22 protein-coding genes are annotated in these 22570 nt (G+C 43.1%); 15 read left to right on the forward strand and 7 right to left on the reverse strand.

Annotation, left to right across the window (positions count from 1 at the left end):
* The first annotated feature begins 112 nt into the window (after window positions 1-112).
* On the forward strand, window positions 113-1720 hold the full coding sequence (locus tag PSU72_RS13460; RefSeq protein WP_300433143.1) for an NAD(P)/FAD-dependent oxidoreductase: 1608 nt from the start codon (window positions 113-115) through the stop codon (window positions 1718-1720).
* Window positions 1721-1759: 39 nt separating this feature from the next.
* Complete coding sequence (locus PSU72_RS13465; protein WP_300433144.1) at window positions 1760-3256, forward strand: phospholipase D family protein; 1497 nt, start codon at window positions 1760-1762, stop codon at window positions 3254-3256.
* 77 nt (window positions 3257-3333) lie between these two features.
* Here the strand turns inward: PSU72_RS13465 and ahpF are convergent, their stop codons facing one another.
* The 5 genes from ahpF to PSU72_RS13490 form a co-directional block, all read right to left on the reverse strand.
* Window positions 3334-4917 carry an alkyl hydroperoxide reductase subunit F gene (gene ahpF, locus PSU72_RS13470; RefSeq protein WP_300433146.1) on the reverse strand — a complete coding sequence of 528 codons (1584 nt, stop codon included), beginning with the start codon at window positions 4915-4917 and terminating at the stop codon, window positions 3334-3336.
* A gap of 204 nt (window positions 4918-5121) precedes the next feature.
* The gene (gene ahpC / locus PSU72_RS13475) at window positions 5122-5685 is read right to left on the reverse strand and encodes an alkyl hydroperoxide reductase subunit C (protein ID WP_300433147.1); all 564 of its coding nucleotides are present in this window, start codon (window positions 5683-5685) and stop codon (window positions 5122-5124) included.
* Between the two features lie 209 nt (window positions 5686-5894).
* Complete coding sequence (gene soxZ / locus PSU72_RS13480) at window positions 5895-6224, reverse strand: thiosulfate oxidation carrier complex protein SoxZ (RefSeq protein ID WP_300433148.1); 330 nt, start codon at window positions 6222-6224, stop codon at window positions 5895-5897.
* An 8-nt stretch (window positions 6225-6232) separates the two neighbouring features.
* The gene (gene soxY / locus PSU72_RS13485) at window positions 6233-6676 is read right to left on the reverse strand and encodes a thiosulfate oxidation carrier protein SoxY (RefSeq protein ID WP_300433149.1); all 444 of its coding nucleotides are present in this window, start codon (window positions 6674-6676) and stop codon (window positions 6233-6235) included.
* Between the two features lie 12 nt (window positions 6677-6688).
* On the reverse strand, window positions 6689-8188 hold the full coding sequence (locus PSU72_RS13490) for a M48 family metalloprotease (RefSeq protein ID WP_300433151.1): 1500 nt from the start codon (window positions 8186-8188) through the stop codon (window positions 6689-6691).
* 89 nt (window positions 8189-8277) lie between these two features.
* Between PSU72_RS13490 and moaC the strand changes: the two genes are divergently transcribed.
* Both moaC and PSU72_RS13500 read left to right on the forward strand, forming a co-directional pair.
* Complete coding sequence (moaC, locus tag PSU72_RS13495) at window positions 8278-8766, forward strand: cyclic pyranopterin monophosphate synthase MoaC (protein WP_300433152.1); 489 nt, start codon at window positions 8278-8280, stop codon at window positions 8764-8766.
* 42 nt (window positions 8767-8808) lie between these two features.
* Complete coding sequence (locus tag PSU72_RS13500; protein WP_300433154.1) at window positions 8809-10128, forward strand: hypothetical protein; 1320 nt, start codon at window positions 8809-8811, stop codon at window positions 10126-10128.
* 494 nt (window positions 10129-10622) lie between these two features.
* Here PSU72_RS13500 and thiO read toward each other — a convergent pair whose 3' ends face one another.
* Complete coding sequence (gene thiO, locus PSU72_RS13505; protein ID WP_300433156.1) at window positions 10623-11702, reverse strand: glycine oxidase ThiO; 1080 nt, start codon at window positions 11700-11702, stop codon at window positions 10623-10625.
* 11 nt (window positions 11703-11713) lie between these two features.
* A complete protein-coding gene (locus tag PSU72_RS13510; protein ID WP_300433157.1) occupies window positions 11714-13699 on the reverse strand; it encodes a monovalent cation:proton antiporter-2 (CPA2) family protein in 1986 nt (661 codons plus the stop codon).
* Between the two features lie 239 nt (window positions 13700-13938).
* Here PSU72_RS13510 and PSU72_RS13515 point away from each other — a divergent pair, with 239 nt between their 5' ends.
* From PSU72_RS13515 to PSU72_RS13565, 11 genes are all read left to right on the forward strand, one after another.
* On the forward strand, window positions 13939-14943 hold the full coding sequence (locus PSU72_RS13515) for a KpsF/GutQ family sugar-phosphate isomerase (protein WP_300433158.1): 1005 nt from the start codon (window positions 13939-13941) through the stop codon (window positions 14941-14943).
* 5 nt (window positions 14944-14948) lie between these two features.
* Window positions 14949-15509: an HAD family hydrolase gene (locus tag PSU72_RS13520; RefSeq protein WP_300433160.1), complete on the forward strand. Its 561-nt coding sequence runs from the start codon at window positions 14949-14951 to the stop codon at window positions 15507-15509.
* A complete protein-coding gene (lptC, locus tag PSU72_RS13525; protein WP_300433162.1) occupies window positions 15509-16279 on the forward strand; it encodes an LPS export ABC transporter periplasmic protein LptC in 771 nt (256 codons plus the stop codon). Before PSU72_RS13520 ends, lptC begins: the two co-directional genes overlap by 1 nt.
* 31 nt (window positions 16280-16310) lie before the next feature.
* Window positions 16311-16937 carry a lipopolysaccharide transport periplasmic protein LptA gene (lptA, locus tag PSU72_RS13530; protein ID WP_367186095.1) on the forward strand — a complete coding sequence of 209 codons (627 nt, stop codon included), beginning with the start codon at window positions 16311-16313 and terminating at the stop codon, window positions 16935-16937.
* Window positions 16938-16978: 41 nt separating this feature from the next.
* Window positions 16979-17701: an LPS export ABC transporter ATP-binding protein gene (lptB, locus tag PSU72_RS13535; protein WP_300433165.1), complete on the forward strand. Its 723-nt coding sequence runs from the start codon at window positions 16979-16981 to the stop codon at window positions 17699-17701.
* Window positions 17698-19281 carry an RNA polymerase factor sigma-54 gene (locus PSU72_RS13540; RefSeq protein WP_300433167.1) on the forward strand — a complete coding sequence of 528 codons (1584 nt, stop codon included), beginning with the start codon at window positions 17698-17700 and terminating at the stop codon, window positions 19279-19281. Before lptB ends, PSU72_RS13540 begins: the two co-directional genes overlap by 4 nt.
* A gap of 217 nt (window positions 19282-19498) precedes the next feature.
* The gene (gene raiA, locus PSU72_RS13545) at window positions 19499-19825 is read left to right on the forward strand and encodes a ribosome-associated translation inhibitor RaiA (RefSeq protein WP_013146933.1); all 327 of its coding nucleotides are present in this window, start codon (window positions 19499-19501) and stop codon (window positions 19823-19825) included.
* A 22-nt stretch (window positions 19826-19847) separates the two neighbouring features.
* The gene (gene hprK, locus PSU72_RS13550) at window positions 19848-20798 is read left to right on the forward strand and encodes an HPr(Ser) kinase/phosphatase (protein ID WP_300433168.1); all 951 of its coding nucleotides are present in this window, start codon (window positions 19848-19850) and stop codon (window positions 20796-20798) included.
* A 4-nt stretch (window positions 20799-20802) separates the two neighbouring features.
* Window positions 20803-21669, forward strand: a complete 867-nt coding sequence (gene rapZ, locus PSU72_RS13555) for an RNase adapter RapZ (protein ID WP_300433170.1) — start codon at window positions 20803-20805, stop codon at window positions 21667-21669.
* 122 nt (window positions 21670-21791) lie between these two features.
* A complete protein-coding gene (locus PSU72_RS13560) occupies window positions 21792-22202 on the forward strand; it encodes a PTS fructose transporter subunit IIA (RefSeq protein WP_300433172.1) in 411 nt (136 codons plus the stop codon).
* Between the two features lie 75 nt (window positions 22203-22277).
* Entirely contained in the window at window positions 22278-22547 is a 270-nt protein-coding gene (locus PSU72_RS13565) for an HPr family phosphocarrier protein (protein WP_300433174.1), read from the forward strand.
* The last annotated feature ends 23 nt before the right edge of the window (window positions 22548-22570 follow it).

Below are 22570 nucleotides of genomic sequence, written 5' to 3' on the forward strand. Positions count from 1 at the left end.
GGAAGCAATCTTTTATAACATCAGTTATCATTCGACAAATAGTCTATACACATCGTTATTGTGAATAGCACTATCTAAACACATCAATCAGGCCAAATCAAATAAACATAACATGCTTAGAATCACTGAAATCAAATTACCGCTTGACCATCAACCCAGCGAAATCAACGCCGCTATTGTTAAAAAGCTGGCGATTAACAAAGCCGATCTAGTCGAATATACCATTTTTAAACGTGGTGTAGATGCGCGTAAAGCCAATGCAATTTTGTTAGTCTACTCGCTTGATGTCACGGTAAACGGTGAAGCTAAAGTGTTAGCCAAGTTAGGTAAAGACCCACACGTAAAGCTAGCACCAGATACTTCTTACAAATTTGTCGCGCAAGCACCTAAAACACTTAAAGAAAGACCTGTCATTGTCGGCTTAGGTCCTGCTGGTCTTTTTGCTGCGCTTATTTTAGCGCAATCTGGCTTCAAACCTATCGTACTAGAACGCGGTAAAGCGGTGCGTGAGCGCACCAAAGATACTTGGGATTTATGGCGTAAATCTAAGCTTAACTCAGAATCCAATGTGCAATTTGGTGAAGGCGGCGCTGGGACGTTCTCTGACGGCAAGTTATATAGCCAGATTAAAGACCCAAACCATTATGGCCGCAAAGTGTTAAATGAGTTCGTTAAAGCAGGCGCGCCAGAAGAGATTTTATACGTCAGCCATCCGCATATCGGCACGTTCCGGTTGGTCGGCATGGTAGAAGAAATGCGTAACAATATTATTGCGCTCGGTGGTGAAATACGCTTTCAAAGTAAAGTCGAAGACATTGAGATTTCAGACAATCAAGTCCAAGCGGTGGTGCTGGCTAGCGGTGAACGCATTGCCACGAATCACCTGATTCTGGCTGTTGGGCATAGCGCTCGTGACACTTTTGAGATGATACACAAACGCGGTATTTATATTGAAGCCAAGCCATTTTCCATCGGCTTCCGTATCGAACATCCGCAATCACTTATTGACGCCGCCCGTCACGGTCCGAACGCTCAACACCCTATTTTAGGCGCGGCTGATTACAAATTAGTTCATCATGCAAGCAATGGACGTAGCGTTTATAGCTTCTGTATGTGTCCAGGTGGTACCGTGGTAGCTGCGGCATCTGAAGAAGGTCGTGTGGTAACTAACGGCATGAGCCAATATTCACGTAACGAACGCAATGCCAATGCGGGCATCGTGGTTGGTATCACGCCTGATGAGGATTATCCAGGCCATCCACTCGCGGGTATGGAATTACAGCGCAAGTGGGAAAGCCAAGCTTACTTATTGGGTGGCAGTACTTACCAAGCACCCGGACAATTAGTTGGCGACTTTTTAGCGAATCAACCTTCAACTCAATTTGGTGAAGTCACACCTTCATACACACCCGGCGTGCATCTTACTAACTTGGATACCGTTTTGCCTGAATACGTGATTTCGGCGATTCGCGAAGCGATACCACAATTTGCTAAACAAATTAAAGGCTTCGATATGGCAGACGCCATACTCACAGGCGTTGAAACACGCACCTCATCGCCGATTCGCATTAAACGTAACGATGACAACTTGCAAAGCATTAATACCAAAGGCTTGTACCCTACTGGTGAAGGCGCTGGCTATGCTGGTGGCATTCTTTCTGCTGGTGTTGATGGCATTCGCATCGCCGAAGCAGTCGCGCTGAGTATGGCAGGACGTTAAGTTCTATTTAAGCACTAGCAAGACAATAAGGAGCAACAATTGATTGACTTTAAGTTAGTGCTAAAAACACTTGCGGCTTCGTTTATTTGCTTTGCGCAAATGGCTATCGCTTCGCCAGAGCTTACTTATATTGACAATCAAATTGCCGCTCACCCCAATTTAAGCGGCATCTATGTGCTGGATAAAGGCGAGGATGCTTTACTCGCCCGTGCTTGGCTGGCTGACCACGCAGAGAAAACTATCGAAGTGCAGTACTTCATCTGGAGTACTGATAATATCGGCATATTAGCCTCAGAAGCCTTACTGCGCGCGGCTGATAGGGGTGTTAAAGTGCGTGTCATTGTTGATGATTTATTAATCGATGCGCCTGATAAATCTTTGCTGGCACTCGCCAAACACCCAAACGTCGAGATTCACATCTACAATCCAAAACATTCAGTAGGCACACCATTTTACAAACGCTTGATGAATATCGTCGTGAATTTTCGAGGTGTTAATCAGCGTATGCACGATAAAACTTTTATCGTAGATGGCAAATTGGCTATTACTGGCGGGCGCAATATGGCAGCTGAATATTTTGACTATAACCAAAAATACAATTTCCGCGACCGCGATGCTTTATTGCTTGGCGATGTGGCAAAAGACATGCAAGCAAGCTTCGAAAAGTTTTGGCATAGCCCACTTAGCGCGCCAGTGGAAGATTTGTATGACGGCTTAGGGCTGATGCAGAAACACGTCACCGTCAAAGATGATGAAATTCAAAAAATCTACAGTGACTTACACGATTACGCTAACTCACCTGAAAATTTTACGCCTGAGAATCGCAAGGCAATTAGTGATATGCCTAAAGCTTTTGCTGCACTTGCCGAGAAAATCATTTGGACGCCGATTGAGTTTATTAGCGACACACCAGGTAAAAACAATTACAAATACATTATGGGTGGCGGTGGCGTCACCACACAAAAATTAGCGCAACTAGTTGAAAGTGCACAAACGCAAATCGTTATTCAGTCGCCTTATCTGGTCATGTCTAGCCAAGCCAAAAAGTTGTTTAAAGACGCGCTTAAACGAGGTGTTAAAGTACGCATCAACACCAACTCAATGGCTTCTACTGATAATTTAGAAGCATTTAGTGGTTACCGAAACCAGCGTGATCAGCTCATCAAAATGGGTATAGAAGTTTATGAATATAAACCCGACCCACAAATTAAACAAAAGCTGGTGCAACGGGTTTTACCTAAAGATGCCAAGCCGCCTGTATTCGCAATTCATGCTAAAACTATGGTGGTTGATGCTAAAACAGTATTTATCGGCACCTTCAATTTTGACCCGCGCTCACAAAATCTAAATACCGAAGTAGGTGTTATTGTGCAAAATGAAGCATTGGCTAACAATGTGCAAAATGCCATCGAGGTCGATATGCAGCCTGAAAATAGCTGGAGTGCAGCCACTGACAATCCAGACCAATATGCTACAAGTGCGAAGCGTCGTAAAGTAATGGCGCTACAATTAACACCGATTAAGCCATTACTATAAGTTTAATCACAACAAATTGCGTACATAAAAAATGGCGGTTAAACCGCCATTTTTTATGTACCAAAACTTAAAGCTAATTACTGCCTAATTAAGTAATCAAACGCACCCAACGCTGCTTTTGCCCCTTCACCCATGGCAATAATAATCTGCTTATAAGGTGTCGTTGTCACATCGCCCGCAGCAAACACACCAGGTAATGAAGTAGCGTTGTGATGATTCACTTCAACCTCACCAAACTTGCTTAAGTTGACCGTGCCTTTTAACCAATCGCTATTAGGCAACAAACCAATTTGCACGAACACTGCATCCAGCGCTAAATGTTTAGTTTCACCAGTAACGCGATCGGTATAAGTTAAGCCATTCATTTTAGTGCCATCACCTGTCACTTCAGATGTTTGCGCACTGGTAATAATGGTGACATTAGGCAAAGAACGTAGCTTTTTCTGTAGCACTGCATCGGCTTTAAGTACTGTATCAAACTGCAATAAAGTCACATGTGCCACAAACCCTGCCAAATCAATCGCCGCCTCAACACCTGAGTTACCGCCTCCCACCACTGCAACAGGCTTGCCTTTAAACAAAGGGCCATCACAATGCGGGCAGTAAGCCACGCCTTTGCCGCGGTACTCTTTCTCACCAGGTACGCCTAGCTCACGCCAACGAGCGCCAGTCGCTAGAATCACCACTTTACTTTTCAGCGTACCGCCACTTTCAAGTTTTAGCTCGATTAAATTGTTGTTCTTATTGCCATCTTTACCCGGTTCAGACAAGCTCACCGCGCGTTGCAAATTCATAATATCCACATCGTAGCTTTTCACATGCTCTTCAAAAGCGGCAACTAATTTAGGCCCTTCGGTTTCTTGCACAGAAATAAAGTTTTCAATGCCTAGCGTATCCATTACTTGGCCACCAAAACGTTCTGCCACGATACCAGTTCTAATGCCTTTACGTGCTGCGTAAATAGCAGCAGAAGCACCCGCTGGCCCACCACCCACCACTAAAACATCATAAGGAGCTTGTGCATCTATTTTTTTAGCCTCGCGTGCGGCTGCGCCTGTATCGATTTTTAACAGAATCTCATCTAGCTCCATGCGACCTGCGCCAAAAACTTCACCATTTAAATAAATGGTTGGTACAGACATGATTTCTCTAGCTTTAACTTCATCTTGATACAGCGCGCCATCAATCATCACATGAGTGATGTTTGGATTAATCACTGCCATCATGTTCATGGCTTGCACAACGTCTGGACAATTGTGGCAGCTTAAAGAAATATAGGTTTCAAAGTGAAACTTGCCTTCAACCGCTGCAATTTGCGCGATTTTTTCAGCCTCTAATTTCATTGGGTGACCACCAGTATGCAGTAGCGCCAATACGAGTGAGGTAAATTCATGGCCCATAGGAATACCAGCAAAGCGCACACCAACTGATTGGCCTGCATCTTTGTGTGTGGCAGCACGTTTCACCGCAAATGATGGCTTGCGCGCATCATCGCCGTTTGTCAGCGTGATTTTGTCTGACATGCTAGCAATTTCTTCTAGTAACTCGCGCATCTCTTGTGCAGCTGCGCTGTCATCTAATGAAGCAACAAGCTCGATAGGCTCGCGCAACATTCCTAAATATGTTTGTAATTGAGTTTTGATACCTGCTTCTAGTGCCATGATTATTCTCTTTATTAGTTGTGTCAGCCCATTTTGACTAACGAATGATTCATCATCAATCCATACAATCAAACCATATAATCCATCAATGAAAACCACAAATAAAAAGCATTATCTTTTGAATAATGCTTTTGTAAGGGCTACACCTTTAAATGGTGTTATAAAGGCGTAGCGTACTGCCTAAAACTAAGACTTAAATCTTAATTAGATTTTACCTACTAGGTCTAATGAAGGCGTGATTGTTTTAGCGCCTTCTTGCCATTTAGCTGGGCAAACTTGACCTGGGTTAGCAGCAGTAAATTGAGCTGCTTTTAACTTGCGTAGTGTTTCTTTTACATCACGTGCAATTTCATTGCTATGAACTTCTACTGTTTTAATCACGCCTTCTGGATTAATCACAAAAGTGCCACGTAAAGCTAGACCTTCTTCTTCAATATGCACGTCAAACGCACGTGTCAATTGGTGTGTAGGATCGCCAACTAGTGGAAATTGTGCTTTACCTACTGCTGGTGAAGTTTCGTGCCATACTTTGTGTGAGAACTGTGTATCAGTCGTCACGATATACACTTCAGCACCAGCTTTTTGGAATTCCGGGTAGTTATCAGCAGCATCTTCAACTTCTGTAGGGCAATTAAAAGTGAATGCAGCTGGCATAAAAATCACTACAGACCATTTACCTTTCATACTCACGTCGCTCACTTCGATAAATTTACCGTTATGAAACGCTTGTGCTTTAAATGGTTGAACTTGTGTATTGATTAATGACATAGTTTTTTTCCTTATTTGTGGGTTAAATGAATACTTGGTTAAATAAACACTTAGGTTAAATAAAATACAGCTTAATAAAATGTTTCTTTTTGGTATTTCTTAACTGGTGAAGCGATTATAGAGCGTTGAATTTATTAAATCCAATATATCATTCTAATGGTTATGATAAATTTTACTTATCAATCTACAGCATGTCTATATTAAACTTATTAAGTGACAATAATATTCTGCGTGGCTGTTTCGCCTAAATTGTCATGCCAAGTCACAGCAACAGTATCGCCAATTTTGGCACCAGTTAATCTAAACGTAAGATACGGATTCTTAGAGATGCCCGTTCCCCACTGCGCCTCCAGCACTGTTTTTCCATTTAGAGTTGCCGTGACTAACTGCACAAAATGTGCAGGAATCAATCGATCAAAATCATCTTTTTTTCGCCCAGTTTCCATGGGATGGCTCATCAGAACCTTCACTTCGGTGTAACCACCAGAAGCTGCGTCGCCCTTCAATTGGGCGCGCATTTTCATATTATCAGAGGCCATAACCATCCTTAACCACAGCCGTTTTCTAGCACGACGACACTTTTAGCGTTAGTAAAATATTGATTACCAGCCTTCACAACCACTTTTACATCTGAAGTTTCTGCCATTTTGATACGCGTCACCACAAAAGGCTCGGCGCCATTGCTGAATTTGAAGTGTGCGATGAGCGGCGTTGGATTTTTTTCTACTAAAATAGAAATGGTTTCAGTATTTGGAATATTACTTTTGACCTCAATTTGAACAATCGCGCCATTTTCCGCTTTATCTGGCAAGGTAATCAAAATCTCTTCGCTAGGCTTTTCGTCATTAATTTCTAAGTTTTTTTCAGCATCACTTAACTTAGTAGTTTCAAACGCTGCTTTGTTCCAAATTGCGGCAAAAGCATTCATGGGTGCAATAAAAGCCAAGGCAAACGCACCAGATATGAGCTTTATAAAATATCTACGTTGCATTATTGGCCCTCATTAACCTTTTTTCACATCGCCCTGCATGCGACGCAATTCCGTCAAGCGTGCCTCAACAATGGACTTTTGATAAAAATCACCATCATTGGCTTTAACCGCTAACTCCATTTGTTCAATAGCGCGTGCAAGATCGTACCTTCTAAAGTAAGCCTCACCTTGTGCCTGATAGCTCAGCAAAAGCTTATTCTGCATAGTATAGGCTCTTGCCAATACATCGTAAAACTGCGCATCACTTGGATATAACCCTTGCTTATCTTTAATCAGTTTTATCGCATTATCAGACTGCTTAATCGCCAAAAAGTGATCAGCATAACCATAAATTAGCGCACGATTATCTGGATATAGTTTAAGCGCGGCGGCGTATTGCTTGGCCGCCTGTTGCGGATTATTCTCTACGACTTGCAGACGCGCACTTAGGTTCTCTATCATGGCATGCTGCGGTGCATTCTTTTTCAGCCACGCCACTTCTTTCTCAGCCTGCGGCAGAGCGTTTTTACGCAGATAAGCTACGGCTAATCCGTAATGCTCAGCGGCTTCATTGGTATATTTATGTTCACGAATATTTTGCTCGAACACCTGTATATTAGTGTCTGCCGAACCGTTATTGGCAATGAGTTTTGCCCGCACATATTGAAACTCAACGCTATCAGGTACCTGCCTGTACGTCATTTGCGACACACGATTAGCAACATCGGCAATACGTTCACTGGTTAATGGGTGAGTGCGTAAAAAACTAGGGGCACTGCCTTCGGCAAAGCGTGTACCGCGCTGTAAAGTGGTGAAAAATGCGGGCATTGCACGCACATCAAAACCGCCACTATCTAAAATTTGCAAACCGACGCGGTCAGCCTCGCGTTCATGGTCACGCGTGTAATCCAACTGATTTTGTATGCCGACAGCCGAAGCAGTTGTTAACGCACCGCTCGCTAAATCTGGATTAGCTCGCGCGACCAGCAATGCCAATGCAATACCCGCAATATTTTTAAACGTGTCATATTTTTGCGATGCCAACATACGCGCCATGTGGTGCTGTGTCACGTGACCAATCTCATGGCCTAATACGCTTGCAAGTTCAGACTCACTATTCGTGGCCAAGATTAAACCCGTATGCACGCCAACCACGCCGCCAGGCATGGCAAAAGCATTGATTGAGTTATCCTGCACCACAAAAAAGTTGAATTTTTGCTGCTTATCACTGCTCGCTGAAACCAATCGATTACCCAGATTATTCAGGTAATCAATAATTTCTACATCCTGCACCACCTCGTCACTGGTCGATACATCGCGCATAATCTGTTCGCCAATGCGCCTTTCATCAAGCGGCGTTAACACGGTTTGCGAAACATCGCCGAGTTCTGGCAAACTCAAATCGAAGCTCCTTGGCGCCTCATAAGGCTTACCAGTTAACACAGGCTCATCATAAGATTGCGCCCACAAATTGGTCGCTAGCGTGCTGTTTGTGATCAGCAAAATTGCAATTACAATAGTTTTTAATTTCATTATTGTTATGATAGCTACTTTACGAAGCTAGTTCAGCAGGAATCATAAAAATAATCATCCATAAAATGATTATCCGTGGAAAGCAAAAGATGACCAACGCAGCAAACACCCTCACACATTTTGATAACAGCGGCCAAGCACACATGGTGGATGTTGGCGACAAAGCACACACCAAGCGCATCGCCATTGCCAGCGGCGAAATTACTATGAAAACCAGTACATTAGCGTTGATAAAAAGCGGTGACTCCAAAAAAGGCGATGTACTCGGCATTGCAAGAATCGCCGCAATTCAAGGCTCAAAACGCACCTCTGATTTAATCCCACTTTGCCATCCAATTAGCCTAACCAAAGTAGCCGTCACCTTTGAAATTGACGATAAAAACACATCCGTTATCTGCACCGCCACCACCGAAACTACAGGCCAAACAGGCGTAGAAATGGAAGCACTCACCGCAGTAAGCGTGGGCTTACTTACGATTTATGATATGTGTAAAGCTGTAGACAGAGGCATGACGATTGGCAGCATCAAGCTATTGGAAAAACATGGCGGCAAGTCTGGGGATTGGGTAGCAAAATGAGTTTAAAAAGCTAAATCTGACGGATACAATCATTAGAAAACCATGATAACAAAAATACCAAATTTCAAAATGATACTTAAGCGAACGCTTTATAGAGTTTTAATAGTATTGTTACTCTTGATAACTTGGATAGCTTTCGTTATTTACCATGATGAATCCCCCGATATTGGAAGAGATGAGTTTTATGCGCTTAATTCTAAAAATATACCTGATAGTCAGAATATTGCAGTTGCCTTGTCAGGTCTAAATGCGCCAATAGGTGTGGATATTATTAAACATGGGCAATTTGTGATTGGCACCTATGAACAATCATTAAACAACTTCATCGCTAAATTAACAGTCGAAAGAACAGGTGAGTTATCTTTTGTAGGTAATTCAAATGAATTTGATTGCTGGTCTGATTTTCCAGTTGAAGAAAAGAAGGGAAACTGCATTAGTGAAGAGCGCATCAAATTCTTATTGCTTGAGAATAAAGTCTTACTAGACCGTTACACCAGCTTATTTGATATGACAGATTGGCGTGGTATGAGTAGTAATGGACAAACTCATTACAGTGGTCAAACACTAATCAATTTAAATAAACTTCTTGCTGAGGAAATTAAGTTAAATATTGAAACTGGTAACTACGAAATGGCTTACAGCAAGTGGCTAGCAAACCATCACTTTATTAACCATCTCTTGAAGCAAGATACAACAGCCATTGAGCGCGCTATTTTTCTAGTATTAGATGGAATAAATTTATATTCACTAGAAAATTTACTTTTTAAATCCCCTGAAATCGGGATTAAGCACTTTGATGAGTTAGAAACAACTCTTAAGCCAACCGACCTAGAAAGATACAACTTGGCTGGCATGCTTAGGGCTGATTACAATTTCTTTAATACAGAGTTTTTAAAAAAACAAAACCAAGTAGCACTCTTTCATCCAGAGTTTATTCGCAACAGAATTTATCGTGCACAAATGGACTTGTTAAATAGAGCTCAAAAACCACCAGCTACATTCAGCGCAAGTAGACTTGAGCTAAATAAAAAGTATGGAGGAGCAGCAAATGTATTTGCTTATAATTGGCTAGACCCATTTAATAGCTTTCTTTCCATGAGGCTAACAAGTGAGTTTGCAAGAAATTTGCACTTGGTTGGTGCTATGCATGCTAAAAATGTATTAATTAGCTCACTTAATTTAAGCCTTCAAATTAAGCAACAAAAAATATCCCCAGCAAATATTAAAGCCTTTTTAAATCGAATAGATAAGCAATACGATTGCCCATTTACTAATCAGCCTATGCAATTTGATGCACAAAAAAATATATTGTTTTGCGACAATCCAGAATCGAAAACTCGCGTAGCTGAAGTAAGGCTTTAGCTCAGCCACTTAGCAACATATAAATTGTTAGCAAGTTAAAGCCACTGGATTCCGACTTTCGTCGGAATGACGGGGTTTGAGAAATTTTAATATTAAATCAGCAACTGTGAAATTTCAGCGCCTTTCCATCCCCTGCTTCCGCGCCTGTTCTGTTCGGATTCATGGGAGTTTTCGGCAAGCGGCTGTTTGAACGAAGTGAGTTTCCGATTGCCGCCCATGAAGCTGAGCAGAACAGGAATCAAGCGGGAGGGGGTAGCCTTGTCTTTGGTTACTTTATTTTGGCTAAGCAAAAGAAAGTAACTCGTGCGTCGCGCGAAAGCGACCTGTTACAAGACTCACTACTGTTGACTATTTGCAAACTTAAAGTCATTCTTCTCGCCCTACTTATTCGCTATAAACAACTATTTATGACCACCACCAAAACTGGATTCCCGCCTACGCGGGAGTGACGGCTGTTATAAATTCTTGGCGCGTATATTCAAGAACAGATGCTACTATTTACACTGGTAAGGCTCCGCATCTGTGAATGGCTTTTCACCTAATATTAAAGCCGTCACCAATTTTGCACTCGCTGGCGCCATCGTTAAACCATATCTAAAATGCCCGGTATTAAGATAAAGGTTTTCGATGGTTGGGTGTGCTGAAATCGTTGGTAAATTTTCAGGTGTACCAGGTCGCAAGCCGCTCCAGTGTTTAAAGATGGTTTGATTTTTTAATGTTGGCATAATCGCCTCAGCTTTTGCGCTAATTTCATTGCGCACTTCTTGCGTCACTGTAGTGTCAAACCCTACATCTTCTAGCGTGCTGCCGGCTAACAAATGTCCATCACGACGCGGAATCATGTAGAAACCTTCTCTATAGACAATCTGCTCAAGGTTTTTTTCGGGTTTATACAGCAGAATTTGCCCACGCATGGGTTTGATATTCAGTTTGGCGCTGGTTTCTTTTAGCAGTTCAAAACTCCATGCACCAGATGTGACTACAAATTGGTCTGCGCTGATGGTTTTCCCATCAATCGTTTGCCATTCGTTTAGCTTTTGTGTTTCTTTTAGCGGCACAAGCTCGGTGTGCTCTAGCATACTGACTTTGTTTTTCTCTAGCCATTTACGCATGGCTTGCATGAAATATGGTGGGCGTATTTGAGATACCGTAGGAAGCCATAATGCCTCTTCGCCACTGGGCGATTGCACGCCAAAAGCGGATGCTTTGACGGCTTGAGCAGGTAATTGGTTATGTGCACACCAAGCAGTAGCTGCTTGAGTATCGAAGTTTGGCAGCAATAAAAACCCTGACTGTTCAAAGTCGGTATCGATGCCAGTTTCGCGCAATAAACGCTGGCAAATTTCTGGGTAAAACTTCGCGCCATAGCTGGTAAGTGTATTCACTGCGTCAGAGTAAAGCCAAGGCAATAGTGGGAAAACAATGCCGCCACCTGCCCATGAAGATTCGCCAGAAGTCTGACTGGCGATTTGGTTGCGCTCTACGATAGTGACTTTGCAGCCGCGATCGACTAATTCCATCGCAGTCATGCAGCCAACAATGCCACCGCCTACGATTACTACACTCTTATTCATTTAGACATCTTTTATTTAGTGGCTACGCGCCCGATTAACAAAGCATTCTGTGCGTTAGTTAAGCCTGTTGGCTGACCAAGTAGAACGATCACATCGCCTTCCGCCAATGTACTTTCTTCATTAGGCTGTGAGCCATTAGAGTTTGGGCGACGTATGGATTTCACTTCTACGTCAAAATTTTCCAGATGCATATCAGCCAAGTTTCTGCCAATGGCAAATGTACCCGGTGAAATAATCACAGAATGCAGCCTCACTTGCTGGTTTGCCAGATCTTCATTTTCAGCATCTGAAATACCGTGGAAGTAGCCTTTAAACAACTTGTAGCGTTCTTCACGGAATATACGAATACGTTTCACCACGCGATTTAACGGCACGCCGAGCAGCATAAGTGCATGAGAAGCTAACATCAAGCTGCCCTCTAAAATCTCAGGTACAACTTCAGCGGCACCTGCCTCACGTAGCGCCTCCATATTGGTGTCGTCTACCGTGCGGACGATGACGGGTAATTGCGGATAATTTTCTTGTACGATATGCAGAATCTTCATGGCTGCACGATTATCGGCATAACTAATCACCAAGGCTTTAGCCCGCGCACCGCCTGCGGCTTCAAGCACTACGCGTCTTGCAGCGTCACCAAACATGACATTCTCACCGGCTGTTGCCGCCTCTAGGACGCGCGAGGGGTCAATATCCAAAGCAATATAAGGAATGTTTTCTTCTCTTAAAAAGCGTGCGAGATACTGACCACTACGCCCATAGCCACAAATAATCACATGGTTATGTAAGTGCTTACCAATATCGTCAATGTCTTGTACAACCTGCCCACTGTTGCGGCTATAGCTCTGTACCAACTTACGTGCAATACGTCCGTTGTACTGAATAAGAAACGGCGCAATCACCATAGAAAGTAACGAGGCAGCGAGTATGACTTGTAGCGCTGGTCCACTGACAAGTTTTTGCTCAACGCCTAGTGCTAAAATCACAAAGCTAAATTCACCGGCCTGTGCCAGAATCAAGCCCGTGCGAATCGCTACGCCACTTTCATATTTCACCATTCTAACCACTAAAGTCACGATAGCGGCTTTAAACAACACAAGTGCAATTAACACCAATAAAATTGCGCCAATATTATTAACAATTTGCTGCACGTCTAACAGCATGCCAACGCTGATAAAAAACAAACCTAGAAAAATATCACGGAACGCTGAAATGTCAGATTCCACCTGATATCTAAACTTAGTTTCTGAAATTAACATGCCGGCGATAAACGCGCCAAGAGCATAAGACAAACCCGCTAGCTTAGTCGCATATGCCAACAGTAAAGTGACCATTAATACGTTCATTACAAACAGCTCGCGTGAACGCTGGCCGGCTACCAAATTAAACCACGGGTTGATTAACCATTTGCCGATAGTAAACAGAAACAGCAACATGCCTGCCGCTTTTAGCATCGCCAAGCCCAGCACGTCGGTTAGATTTGTACCAACCACACCTAAAGCAGGAATAAGTACCAAAATGGGCACAACAGCAATGTCTTGAAATAGCAGCACGCCTATACTCAAGCGACCATGACGTGAGTTTAAATCAACACGTTCAGCCAAGATCTTTGAAACAATAGCCGTAGAAGACATGGTTAAAGCAGCGCCTATCACAAAGGCTGCAGACCAATCTAAGCCCGCCAGCTTGGCTATGCCCATCACAATACCAAGTGTAAGGAAAACCTGTGAACCACCTAAGCCGAGCACTTTTTTACGCATAGCGTAAAGTTGAGGCAAGCTAAACTCAAGACCGATACTAAACATTAGAAATACAATGCCGAACTCTGCAAACTCACGGTTGGCATCGCTATCTGGTAGCAAACCAGAGGTGTGCGGCCCAAGTACCACGCCCACTAAGAAATAAGCCAACATCGCTGGTAAACGCAGTTTGCGGAACAGCGCCACCGCTAAAACAGCGCTGACAAGGAGAATTAAAATTAAAGATAGGGGTTCGTTCATAATCAGCTATAAATTGTATCTGAGTAGTAGTTGTGTTCTTTTGTTTTGTGTCAATTAAGTAGATACTAAAAAACCACATTAGCAAAATGTGTGCCTAAAACAACATTATTTTGCGAATTTTAGCAAAATTGTCATTTTTGAGGCTTGTTTAGGCTTTATGTGTGAGGATTTCCCTTTTATACTAACCGATAAATATGTCAGTTTTCGAAAAATGCTATTAATAATGCAGCTTAAAACAAATGTCATCAAAAAATAACGCCTCAGAATCCGCGATCGCGAAGCAAACTACTTTGGAGTTGGCACGCGATGTATTGCTGTTAGAAGCCAGTGAAATCAATGCGCTTGCTACTAGGCTGGATGGACAATTTACTGATGCTGTCGCCCTTATTCTACAATGCAAAGGTCGTGTTGTGGTGAGCGGCATGGGCAAATCTGGCCATATTGGCGGCAAAATTGCCTCGACATTGGCAAGTACGGGGACGCCTGCATTTTTTATGCATCCTGCAGAGGCCAGCCATGGCGATTTAGGCATGATTACCGCCGGAGACATTGTGATTGCGCTCTCAAACTCTGGTGAAAGCGATGAGATTCTCGCCATCGTACCGCCGCTCAAAAGGCTGGGTGCAAGTATCATCGCCATTACTGGTAATGACGCATCCACTTTAGCAAAAGCTGCAGATATACACTTAAGCGCACATGTGGCCAAAGAAGCTTGCCCACTAGGTTTGGCGCCAACTTCAAGTACAACAGTTGCACTCGCTTTGGGCGATGCACTGGCTTTGTGTGTGCTGGATCAGCGTGATTTTACCGCTGAAGATTTCGCACGCTCTCACCCAGGTGGCAGTCTAGGTCGACGCTTACTGATTCATGTAAACGATTTAATGCGAACTGGCGAACAAGTACCACAAGTCACGATCAATGCCACATTGTCTGATGGTTTGTTAGAAATGACACGTAAAGGCTTAGGACTTACTGCAATTGTAGATAGTAAAAATATACCTATTGGCATATTTACCGATGGCGATTTACGCCGCGCTTTTGAACAAAAAGTAGATGTTGCCACTTCTGGCATCAAAGACGTGATGCACCACAATCCATCTACAATTCATCAAGGCAAATTAGCCATTGAAGCAGTAGAGATGATGGAACAACGTAAAATCAACGCACTGTTAGTCACTAACGATGCAGGTGTTTTAGTAGGTGCATTAAACATGCATGATCTTTTATTAGCGAAAGTAGTTTAAGTTTGATGAGTATAAAGACGTTAGATACTGAGCTGGTAGCTCGTTTTAAAAACATCAAGCTGCTAGTCCTTGATGTCGATGGCGTGATGACCAATGGCGGCCTGACGATAGGCGATGATGGTCAAGAATATAAGACTTTTCATGCACATGATGGGTTGGGCATGAAGTTGCTCAAAGCCTCAGGCGTTGAAATGGCGATTATTACAGGGCGTACCTCCAACGTCGTTAAGAAACGTGCTGAAAGTACGGGCGTTGCGCATTTCTATCAAGGTGCGGAAGATAAATTAGCGGCATTTAACGACTTAGTCAGCAAAAGCGGCTTGCAAGCAAACCAGTGTGCATTCATGGGCGATGATGTAGTGGATTTACCGCCCATGCTTAAATGCGGCCTTGCACTTGCAGTGCCAGACTCGCCAAGCTTAGTGTTGAAATATGCCCATTATGTCACCGCTAAAGCAGGTGGTCACGGTGCCGTGCGCGAGGTTTGCGAGCTGATTATGCAGGCACAAGGTACTTTTGATGCACAAATGGCACAATTTTTAACGCAAGCAAGCATTTCCAATTAATGAGCCTATTAATGGGCATAGGTAAACGTTCTGCAATTATTTTCCCGATAGTGATACTGTCGGTACTTGCATTGCTCACGGCGTGGGTTAACCATATGGTACAACCGCCACAAGCCAAACCAGACGGCAGTAGTAGGCATGACCCAGATTATATTATGAGTAATTTTGTGACTTCACAAACGGATGCAAACGGCGTCTTGCGCTATAAATTAGCCGCAGCGGAAATGAGACATTTTCCTGATGATGACTCGACCAATTTACAGCGCCCGCGCTACACGCAATTTAGCGTGGGCAAGCCTTATACACAAGTTGAAGCATTAAGAGGTTACGTCTCGAGTGATGGTGAACAAGTGCAGCTAGTTGATAATGTAAAAATTACACGCCAAGCATTTGCAGGTAAAGGTGAAATGACGGTGGAAACGGAGTATCTTAACATTTTGCCAGATCAAGATTTGGTGCGCACCGATAGCCCAGTTGTAATTAAACAAGCGCCTAAAACTGTTATCTACGCCACAGGGATGGTGTATGAAAAGAATACACGCACGGTGACCTTGCTGCATAGAGTACGTGCACATTACGAGAAACCGACGACGGTAAGCCCAGCTAATACTGTAGCAACACCATCTAAAGTACCGCAAACTAAGGTCACAGCACCTAACAAAGAAGTTAAGAAAACGACTAAAGCAACTGAAACCGCCACGCAAAAAGCAGTTTCAATATTACAAAAATCTAATACGAATAATGTGCGCATTCGGAGAAGCCATGAGTAAGCAATCAACCAACATACAACATCACTTATTAATGAGTTATGTTTTTCTAAGCTTAGCAATGCTAGGCTACTCCAGCTTTGCGCTTGCTGAGGCAGCAGATAGAGATAAGCCGATTGATTTAGAAGCCGACTCTGTGAAAGTGGATGATGCTAAGCAAATCAGCACTTACTCAGGCAGTGTGATTCTGACGCAAGGTACTTTAATTATTCGTGCGGATAAACTGATCGTACGTGAAGACAGCGCGGGGTTTCAGCACAGCACTTCTTTAGGCAACCCAACGACGTTTAAACAAAAGCGTGAGGGTAAAGATGAGTACATGGAAGGTAGTGCGCAGCGCATAGAATATGATGGCCGCATGGATAAAGTGCAGCTATACACAAAAGCTTGGGTTAAGCGTGGCGAAGATATTGTGCATGGCGATTACATCAGCTATGACGCAAACTCTGAATATGCAGAAGTCATCGGCGGTACAAAATCGGTTGATGGCGTAACAACCAATGGCAGAGTACATGCCATCATTCAGCCAAAAAACAAAAAAGCGGCTGAACCTGTCATTGATAATACAAAACCTGCGAATAAGCCATCTAGTAACAATCAAAGTACTGGTAAAGATGTTCGTTTAAGCAGAACCTTAGAAGTTAGCCCAGACGCTCAATAAGTCATTGAGAACTATAAAAGATAGCTATTGTGAGTAAGCAAATGAGTGAACTGGTTGTAGAAAATTTACGAAAATCGTACAAGACGCGTACTGTGGTGCAGGACATTTCCTTGAGCATCAAAAGTGGCGAGGTTGTTGGCTTGCTTGGCCCTAACGGCGCAGGTAAAACCACCAGCTTCTACATGATCGTTGGCTTAGTGGCGCTTGATGGAGGCCGCATCACATTGGATGGCAAAGACTTAAGTCGTATGCCTATTCATATGCGTGCAAGAATGGGCTTATCTTATTTGCCGCAAGAGCCTTCTATTTTTCGCAAACTCACTGTATCTGAAAACATTCTTGCTGTGCTGGAGCTGCAAGACATGTCCGAAGATGCCATGAACGAAAAGTTAGAGTCGCTACTCGAAGAGCTACATATTACGCATATTCGTGATAGCGCCGCGGTGAGTTTGTCTGGTGGTGAGCGGCGTAGGGTTGAGATTGCCCGCTGCTTGGCGTCTAACCCGAGCTTTATTTTGTTAGATGAACCATTTGCAGGGATAGACCCAATCGCTGTGATAGATATTCAAAAAATCATTCACTTTTTAACTGCACGTAATATTGGCGTGTTAATCACTGACCATAATGTACGCGAAACTTTAGGCATTTGCGACCGTGCTTATATTGTGAATCAAGGTCATGTATTCGCATCAGGCCATCCTAGCGAAATTGTAGAGAATGAAAGAGTGCGTGAAGTGTATTTAGGTAAAGATTTCCGTCTATGAAACAAGGCTTACAACTTAGGTTTTCACAAAATCTCTCGCTTACGCCGCAGCTGCAGCAAGCGATTAAATTATTACAACTATCAACATTAGAGCTTAACCAAGAAATTGACTTGCTAATGCAAACTAATCCATTGCTAGAAAGAGGCGATGACGGCGAAGATGAATATGGCAACGCAACGGATAACAGTGACGATGAGGTTACCGTCAACACCACGAGTAATGATGGCAATGTCACCGATACTACGCAAGAGTATGAAGCCAGCAGCGATGTTGATTTTGAGAAAACCAGCACTGAGTTTACTGAAGGCAAGACCGAGTTAAGTCAAACCGAGCCTACTGAGTTTGATGCTAGCACATCTGAGTTCGAGCAAAGCACCACGGACTTTGCTGCAGAGTTCAATGATGATTACGATGAATATTCAAATGGTAGTCTGTGGGATGAAAACAGCACGCCTGCAGATGATGATAGCGATTACAAGCAACAAGAGACTCTGCAAATAAGCTTACGTGAACATCTGCTTTCACAACTAAAACTCATGCAATTATCCGAGCGCGACCAAACGCTCACCATGCTGTTGGTGGATAGCATTAACGAAGATGGATATTTAGAAGCATCACTCGAAGAAATTGTCGAAGAGATGCCAGAAGAGCTAGAAATAGAGGTATTAGAGCTACAAACGGCGCTACGTCATATTCAGAACCTAGACCCTGCTGGTGTAGGCGCACGCAATTTAAGTGAATGCCTGCTATTGCAACTGGACTTGCTGCCAAAATTTACACCGCACTTAGAGTTAGCCAAATTGATGGCAAAACACTATTTGGTAGCCCTTGGTGCACGTGACTTTGGCAAATTGCGTAAAGAGCTAGGTTGCGATGAAGCCACTTTAAAATGTGTGCAGCAAGTCATTACCAACTTAAATCCTCGGCCAGGTAGCGCCTTCAGCATTATTGGTTCTGAACACTACATTCAGCACGAAGTGATTATCAAAAAAGTAAAAGGCATTTGGATCGCCAGCCTCAATGATGCGGTGATTCCTAAACTTAAAATCAACCAGCTTTACGCAGGCATTTTGAAACGTAACCGCGATAGTTCTAGCCAATACCTACAAAGCCAGATGCAAGAAGCCAAATGGATGATTAAAAACATTCAGCAGCGCTTTTCAACCATTTTACGTGTATCACAAGCCATTACTGACCGCCAACGCAATTTCTTGGAGTACGGCGAAGTGGCAATGAAACCTTTAGTCTTGCGTGAAATTGCCGAAGAGCTTGAGCTACACGAATCCACAATCTCGCGCGTCACTAATAACAAATATATGCTGACGCCACGCGGCATTTTTGAGCTGAAATACTTTTTTGGTAGCTCAGTAGCAACTGACACTGGCGGCACCTGCTCTGCTACCGCAATCCGCGCACTGATTAAGCAATTGGTCGACCAAGAAAATCCTAAAAAACCTTACTCGGATAGTCAAATTACCGACTTATTAGCCAAGCAAGGTATCGTCGTTGCGCGTCGTACCATTGCAAAATATCGTGAATCACTCAACATTGCGCCAGCGAGCTTAAGAAAATCTCTTTAATTTTCACGGCGAATCGCTAACTGAAAGTATTCATCACAATTCAAATAATAGAAGCATAAAAAATTCTCTATTCGCATCCCACAGACGTGAATTAAAGTAGTAAACTGAAATTGTTCGAAAAGTTTTAAAGTCCTAAATCTAAGCTGCTCAATATTTTTCACACACAGTAGGTTTTGGGAAATTCAAGCTTTGAGAATATCTTAAAAAGGAGCAAGTCATGAATTTACAATTAACTGGTCATCATTTAGAAGTAACTCCTGCATTACGCGATTATGTCACAAGCAAACTAGGACGAATTAGCAACCACTTTGATCATGTTATTGATGTCAAGGTGACCATGAGTGTAGAAAAACTTATCCAAAAGGTAGAGGCTACGCTGCATGTTCCTGGTAACGATTTACATGCTGCCTGTACAGACGACAATATGTACAGCGCAATTGATATGCTGACCGATAAACTCGATCGTCAAGTCGTAAAACATAAAGAAAAACATGCCGATCATCACAAAACGAATGGCGCAGTTAAGCACCAAAGTATTGAATAATTTTTGTAACTCGTAATTCACTATGGCTCAAATAAACGTAGCTGAGCTATTCAAACAAACCCGCCTTAAGCTCAAACTTAATTGGATTGCTGGACTTAACGGCGGGTCTAATTCCCTCACTAGCGAAACAGTTTCAAAGCCTTCTCTAGCACTGATTGGTCATGTCAATTTTGTGCATCCTAATCGCGTACAAGTATTAGGTTGTGCTGAAATGGATTATTTGCGCAGCTTAAAAACGGCAGATGCAGATGGCGCAATTGCAAATTTATATTCAACTAACCTAGCTGCTGTGATTGTAGCCAACGGCGAAAAAGTACCAGAGTCGCTGATAGACGAAGCGAATAGTCGCAATACACCCCTCTTCACTTCAACATTACGCAGCCCAGAGTTGATGGATATTCTGAACCACTTCTTAGCGCAAGCAGTTGCGGAATCCGTCAGCGCGCATGGTGTATTTATGGAAGTGCAAGGATTTGGCGCGCTCATTAAAGGTGAAGCTGCCATTGGTAAAAGCGAACTCGCTTTAGAACTGATTTCACGTGGTCATCGCCTGATTGCTGATGACATTGTTGATTTCTACCGCATTTCGCCAGAACGCATTGAAGGCCGCTGCCCGGCCTTATTACAAGATTTTTTAGAAGTGCGCGGCTTGGGCATTTTGAATATTCGCGCACTATTTGGCGATAACTCAGTCAAACCAACGAAGCCGCTAGATTTGATTATTCAGTTGGTGATGGCAGATAAACAATCGCCAGAGCAACTCAACCGCTTAAGCATTAAAAAACTACATGAAGAAGTACTCGGCGTAAAGATTGCTAAAGTGCAGATTCCCATTGCAGCCGGCCGCAATATAGCAGTATTGGTAGAGGTTGCAATACGCAACCACATGCTATTATTAAGAGGTATTAATGCGACGAAACAATTCACCCAACGCCAGCAGCGTGAAATGAAAAAACAGCAAATAGTTAAATAACGCTATGAAACAACTCATCATCGTCACAGGGCTTTCAGGTTCAGGTAAAAGTATTGCGCTACATGCGCTTGAAGACAGCGGCTATTACTGCGTCGATAATTTACCTGCTACCATGCTGCCACAGATTGCAGAGCATTTACAGTCTGAAAACAATCGTCAAGATGATTCAAATACGACCAACTATGACCGCGTGGCGATTAGTATTGATAGCCGTAGCGTGGCCATTGAAACGCTACCCGCACACATTGAGCAATTAAAATCACAAGGCATTACGACTCAAGTGTTGTTTTTGGAGTCTAATGTCGAAACCTTAGTGAAACGATTTAGCGAAACGCGACGTAAACACCCACTGAGCAAAGACACCACCACACTTGCCGAAAGCATTGCTGTGGAACGCGAACTGTTGGGTGATTTAGGCAAGCTAGGCCATGTCATTGATACGAGCTACATCAGTGCCAATAAACTAAGAGCGTGGATAAAAGATGCAGTAGCCAATGAAAATTCTGGCTTAACGCTTCTATTCACCTCTTTCGGTTTTAAGCATGGCATTCCGTTAGATGCCGACTTTGTGTTTGATATCCGCTGCCTACCTAACCCGCATTACGACCCGAAACTACGTGATTTAACAGGTCTAGATGCTGAGGTACAAACGTTTTTAGAAGCTCAGGCAAACGCGCAAGACATGTTGAATGACATCAGAAATTATATAGAGAAATGGCTGCCAAGTTTCATATCAGACAACCGCAGCTATTTAACCGTGGCGATTGGCTGCACTGGTGGTCAACATCGCTCCGTTTACTTTGTAGAGCAGCTGACTAAATATTTTGCGCCTAAACAAAAAGTGTTAACGCGACATCGCGAATTAAAATAATAAACACGAAGCGTCATTTAAGACGCCGCTTTAAGATAATGTGACATTGATTAAATTTGTTAAATAAATCTATAAATTAGTATTGAATACTTTGGGTTGAGATAAATAGGGTTGAGATAAACATGATTGGAATTTTAATTATCGCGCATGGAAGTTTAGGTGAAAGCCTAAAAGAGTGCGCCAAGCACGTGATAGGTAATGAGCCTAGGCAATTAGCTTTTCTAGCCGTCAATAACTCTGATGACCCAATTGCGTTGCTGCCAAAAGCGCAGGCTTTAGTCGCAGAACTGAATCATGGTGACGGCGTTTTAGTGCTGTCAGACATGTATGGCGCAACGCCTTGCAATATCGTGAGTAAACTACTTGTTCCAGGTGAGGTTGAAGGCGTGGCCGGCGTCAATATGCCGATGATAGTACGCACCATGACTTATCGACATGAGTCACTGATGGCATTAGTAGAAAAAGCCGTCAGTGGTGGGCGCGAAGGCGTTGTGCACTTTGATAAGGAACGTTGTGACAGATTTATATCTTAAACACTGAATCACAAGATTTATCATAAAACGACCTCACCAAAACAATAAAGAATAATATGACTGGGCTTATAAAGCATGATTAGCACTGAAGTAGAAATTATCAATAAACTAGGGCTGCACGCACGTGCTTCAACCAAACTGACGCAAACTGCGAGTAAATTTGCATCCGAAATCTGGATAACGCGTAATGGCCGCCGTGTAAATGCAAAAAGTATTATGGGCGTGATGATGTTAGCCGCCGCCAAAGGTTCTTTTGTCACATTAGAAGCTAATGGTGCTGATGAAAAAGAAGCAATTGACGGACTTACAGCCTTGATTGGTGACTATTTTGGCGAAGGCGAATAATTTTCATGAGAATGCTAAAAGTG

Source organism: Methylotenera sp. (assembly GCF_029945535.1).
In the GTDB taxonomy this organism is placed as follows: domain Bacteria; phylum Pseudomonadota; class Gammaproteobacteria; order Burkholderiales; family Methylophilaceae; genus Methylotenera.

What these genes read in the sequence shown, in the direction of transcription:
- PSU72_RS13510 (WP_300433157.1), bottom strand. Translation starts at nt 13,699, where the DNA reads ATGAACGAACCCCTATCTTTAATTTTAATTCTCCTTGTCAGCGCTGTT.
- PSU72_RS13490 (WP_300433151.1), bottom strand. Translation starts at nt 8,188, where the DNA reads ATGAAATTAAAAACTATTGTAATTGCAATTTTGCTGATCACAAACAGC.
- PSU72_RS13540 (WP_300433167.1), top strand. Translation starts at nt 17,698, where the DNA reads ATGAAACAAGGCTTACAACTTAGGTTTTCACAAAATCTCTCGCTTACG.
- PSU72_RS13520 (WP_300433160.1), top strand. Translation starts at nt 14,949, where the DNA reads ATGAGTATAAAGACGTTAGATACTGAGCTGGTAGCTCGTTTTAAAAAC.
- ahpF (WP_300433146.1), bottom strand. Translation starts at nt 4,917, where the DNA reads ATGGCACTAGAAGCAGGTATCAAAACTCAATTACAAACATATTTAGGA.
- raiA (WP_013146933.1), top strand. Translation starts at nt 19,499, where the DNA reads ATGAATTTACAATTAACTGGTCATCATTTAGAAGTAACTCCTGCATTA.
- lptB (WP_300433165.1), top strand. Translation starts at nt 16,979, where the DNA reads ATGAGTGAACTGGTTGTAGAAAATTTACGAAAATCGTACAAGACGCGT.
- PSU72_RS13565 (WP_300433174.1), top strand. Translation starts at nt 22,278, where the DNA reads ATGATTAGCACTGAAGTAGAAATTATCAATAAACTAGGGCTGCACGCA.
- ahpC (WP_300433147.1), bottom strand. Translation starts at nt 5,685, where the DNA reads ATGTCATTAATCAATACACAAGTTCAACCATTTAAAGCACAAGCGTTT.
- PSU72_RS13560 (WP_300433172.1), top strand. Translation starts at nt 21,792, where the DNA reads ATGATTGGAATTTTAATTATCGCGCATGGAAGTTTAGGTGAAAGCCTA.
- rapZ (WP_300433170.1), top strand. Translation starts at nt 20,803, where the DNA reads ATGAAACAACTCATCATCGTCACAGGGCTTTCAGGTTCAGGTAAAAGT.
- hprK (WP_300433168.1), top strand. Translation starts at nt 19,848, where the DNA reads ATGGCTCAAATAAACGTAGCTGAGCTATTCAAACAAACCCGCCTTAAG.
- PSU72_RS13515 (WP_300433158.1), top strand. Translation starts at nt 13,939, where the DNA reads ATGTCATCAAAAAATAACGCCTCAGAATCCGCGATCGCGAAGCAAACT.
- thiO (WP_300433156.1), bottom strand. Translation starts at nt 11,702, where the DNA reads ATGAATAAGAGTGTAGTAATCGTAGGCGGTGGCATTGTTGGCTGCATG.
- soxZ (WP_300433148.1), bottom strand. Translation starts at nt 6,224, where the DNA reads ATGGCCTCTGATAATATGAAAATGCGCGCCCAATTGAAGGGCGACGCA.
- soxY (WP_300433149.1), bottom strand. Translation starts at nt 6,676, where the DNA reads ATGCAACGTAGATATTTTATAAAGCTCATATCTGGTGCGTTTGCCTTG.
- moaC (WP_300433152.1), top strand. Translation starts at nt 8,278, where the DNA reads ATGACCAACGCAGCAAACACCCTCACACATTTTGATAACAGCGGCCAA.
- PSU72_RS13500 (WP_300433154.1), top strand. Translation starts at nt 8,809, where the DNA reads ATGATAACAAAAATACCAAATTTCAAAATGATACTTAAGCGAACGCTT.
- lptC (WP_300433162.1), top strand. Translation starts at nt 15,509, where the DNA reads ATGAGCCTATTAATGGGCATAGGTAAACGTTCTGCAATTATTTTCCCG.
- lptA (WP_367186095.1), top strand. Translation starts at nt 16,311, where the DNA reads ATGAGTTATGTTTTTCTAAGCTTAGCAATGCTAGGCTACTCCAGCTTT.
- PSU72_RS13460 (WP_300433143.1), top strand. Translation starts at nt 113, where the DNA reads ATGCTTAGAATCACTGAAATCAAATTACCGCTTGACCATCAACCCAGC.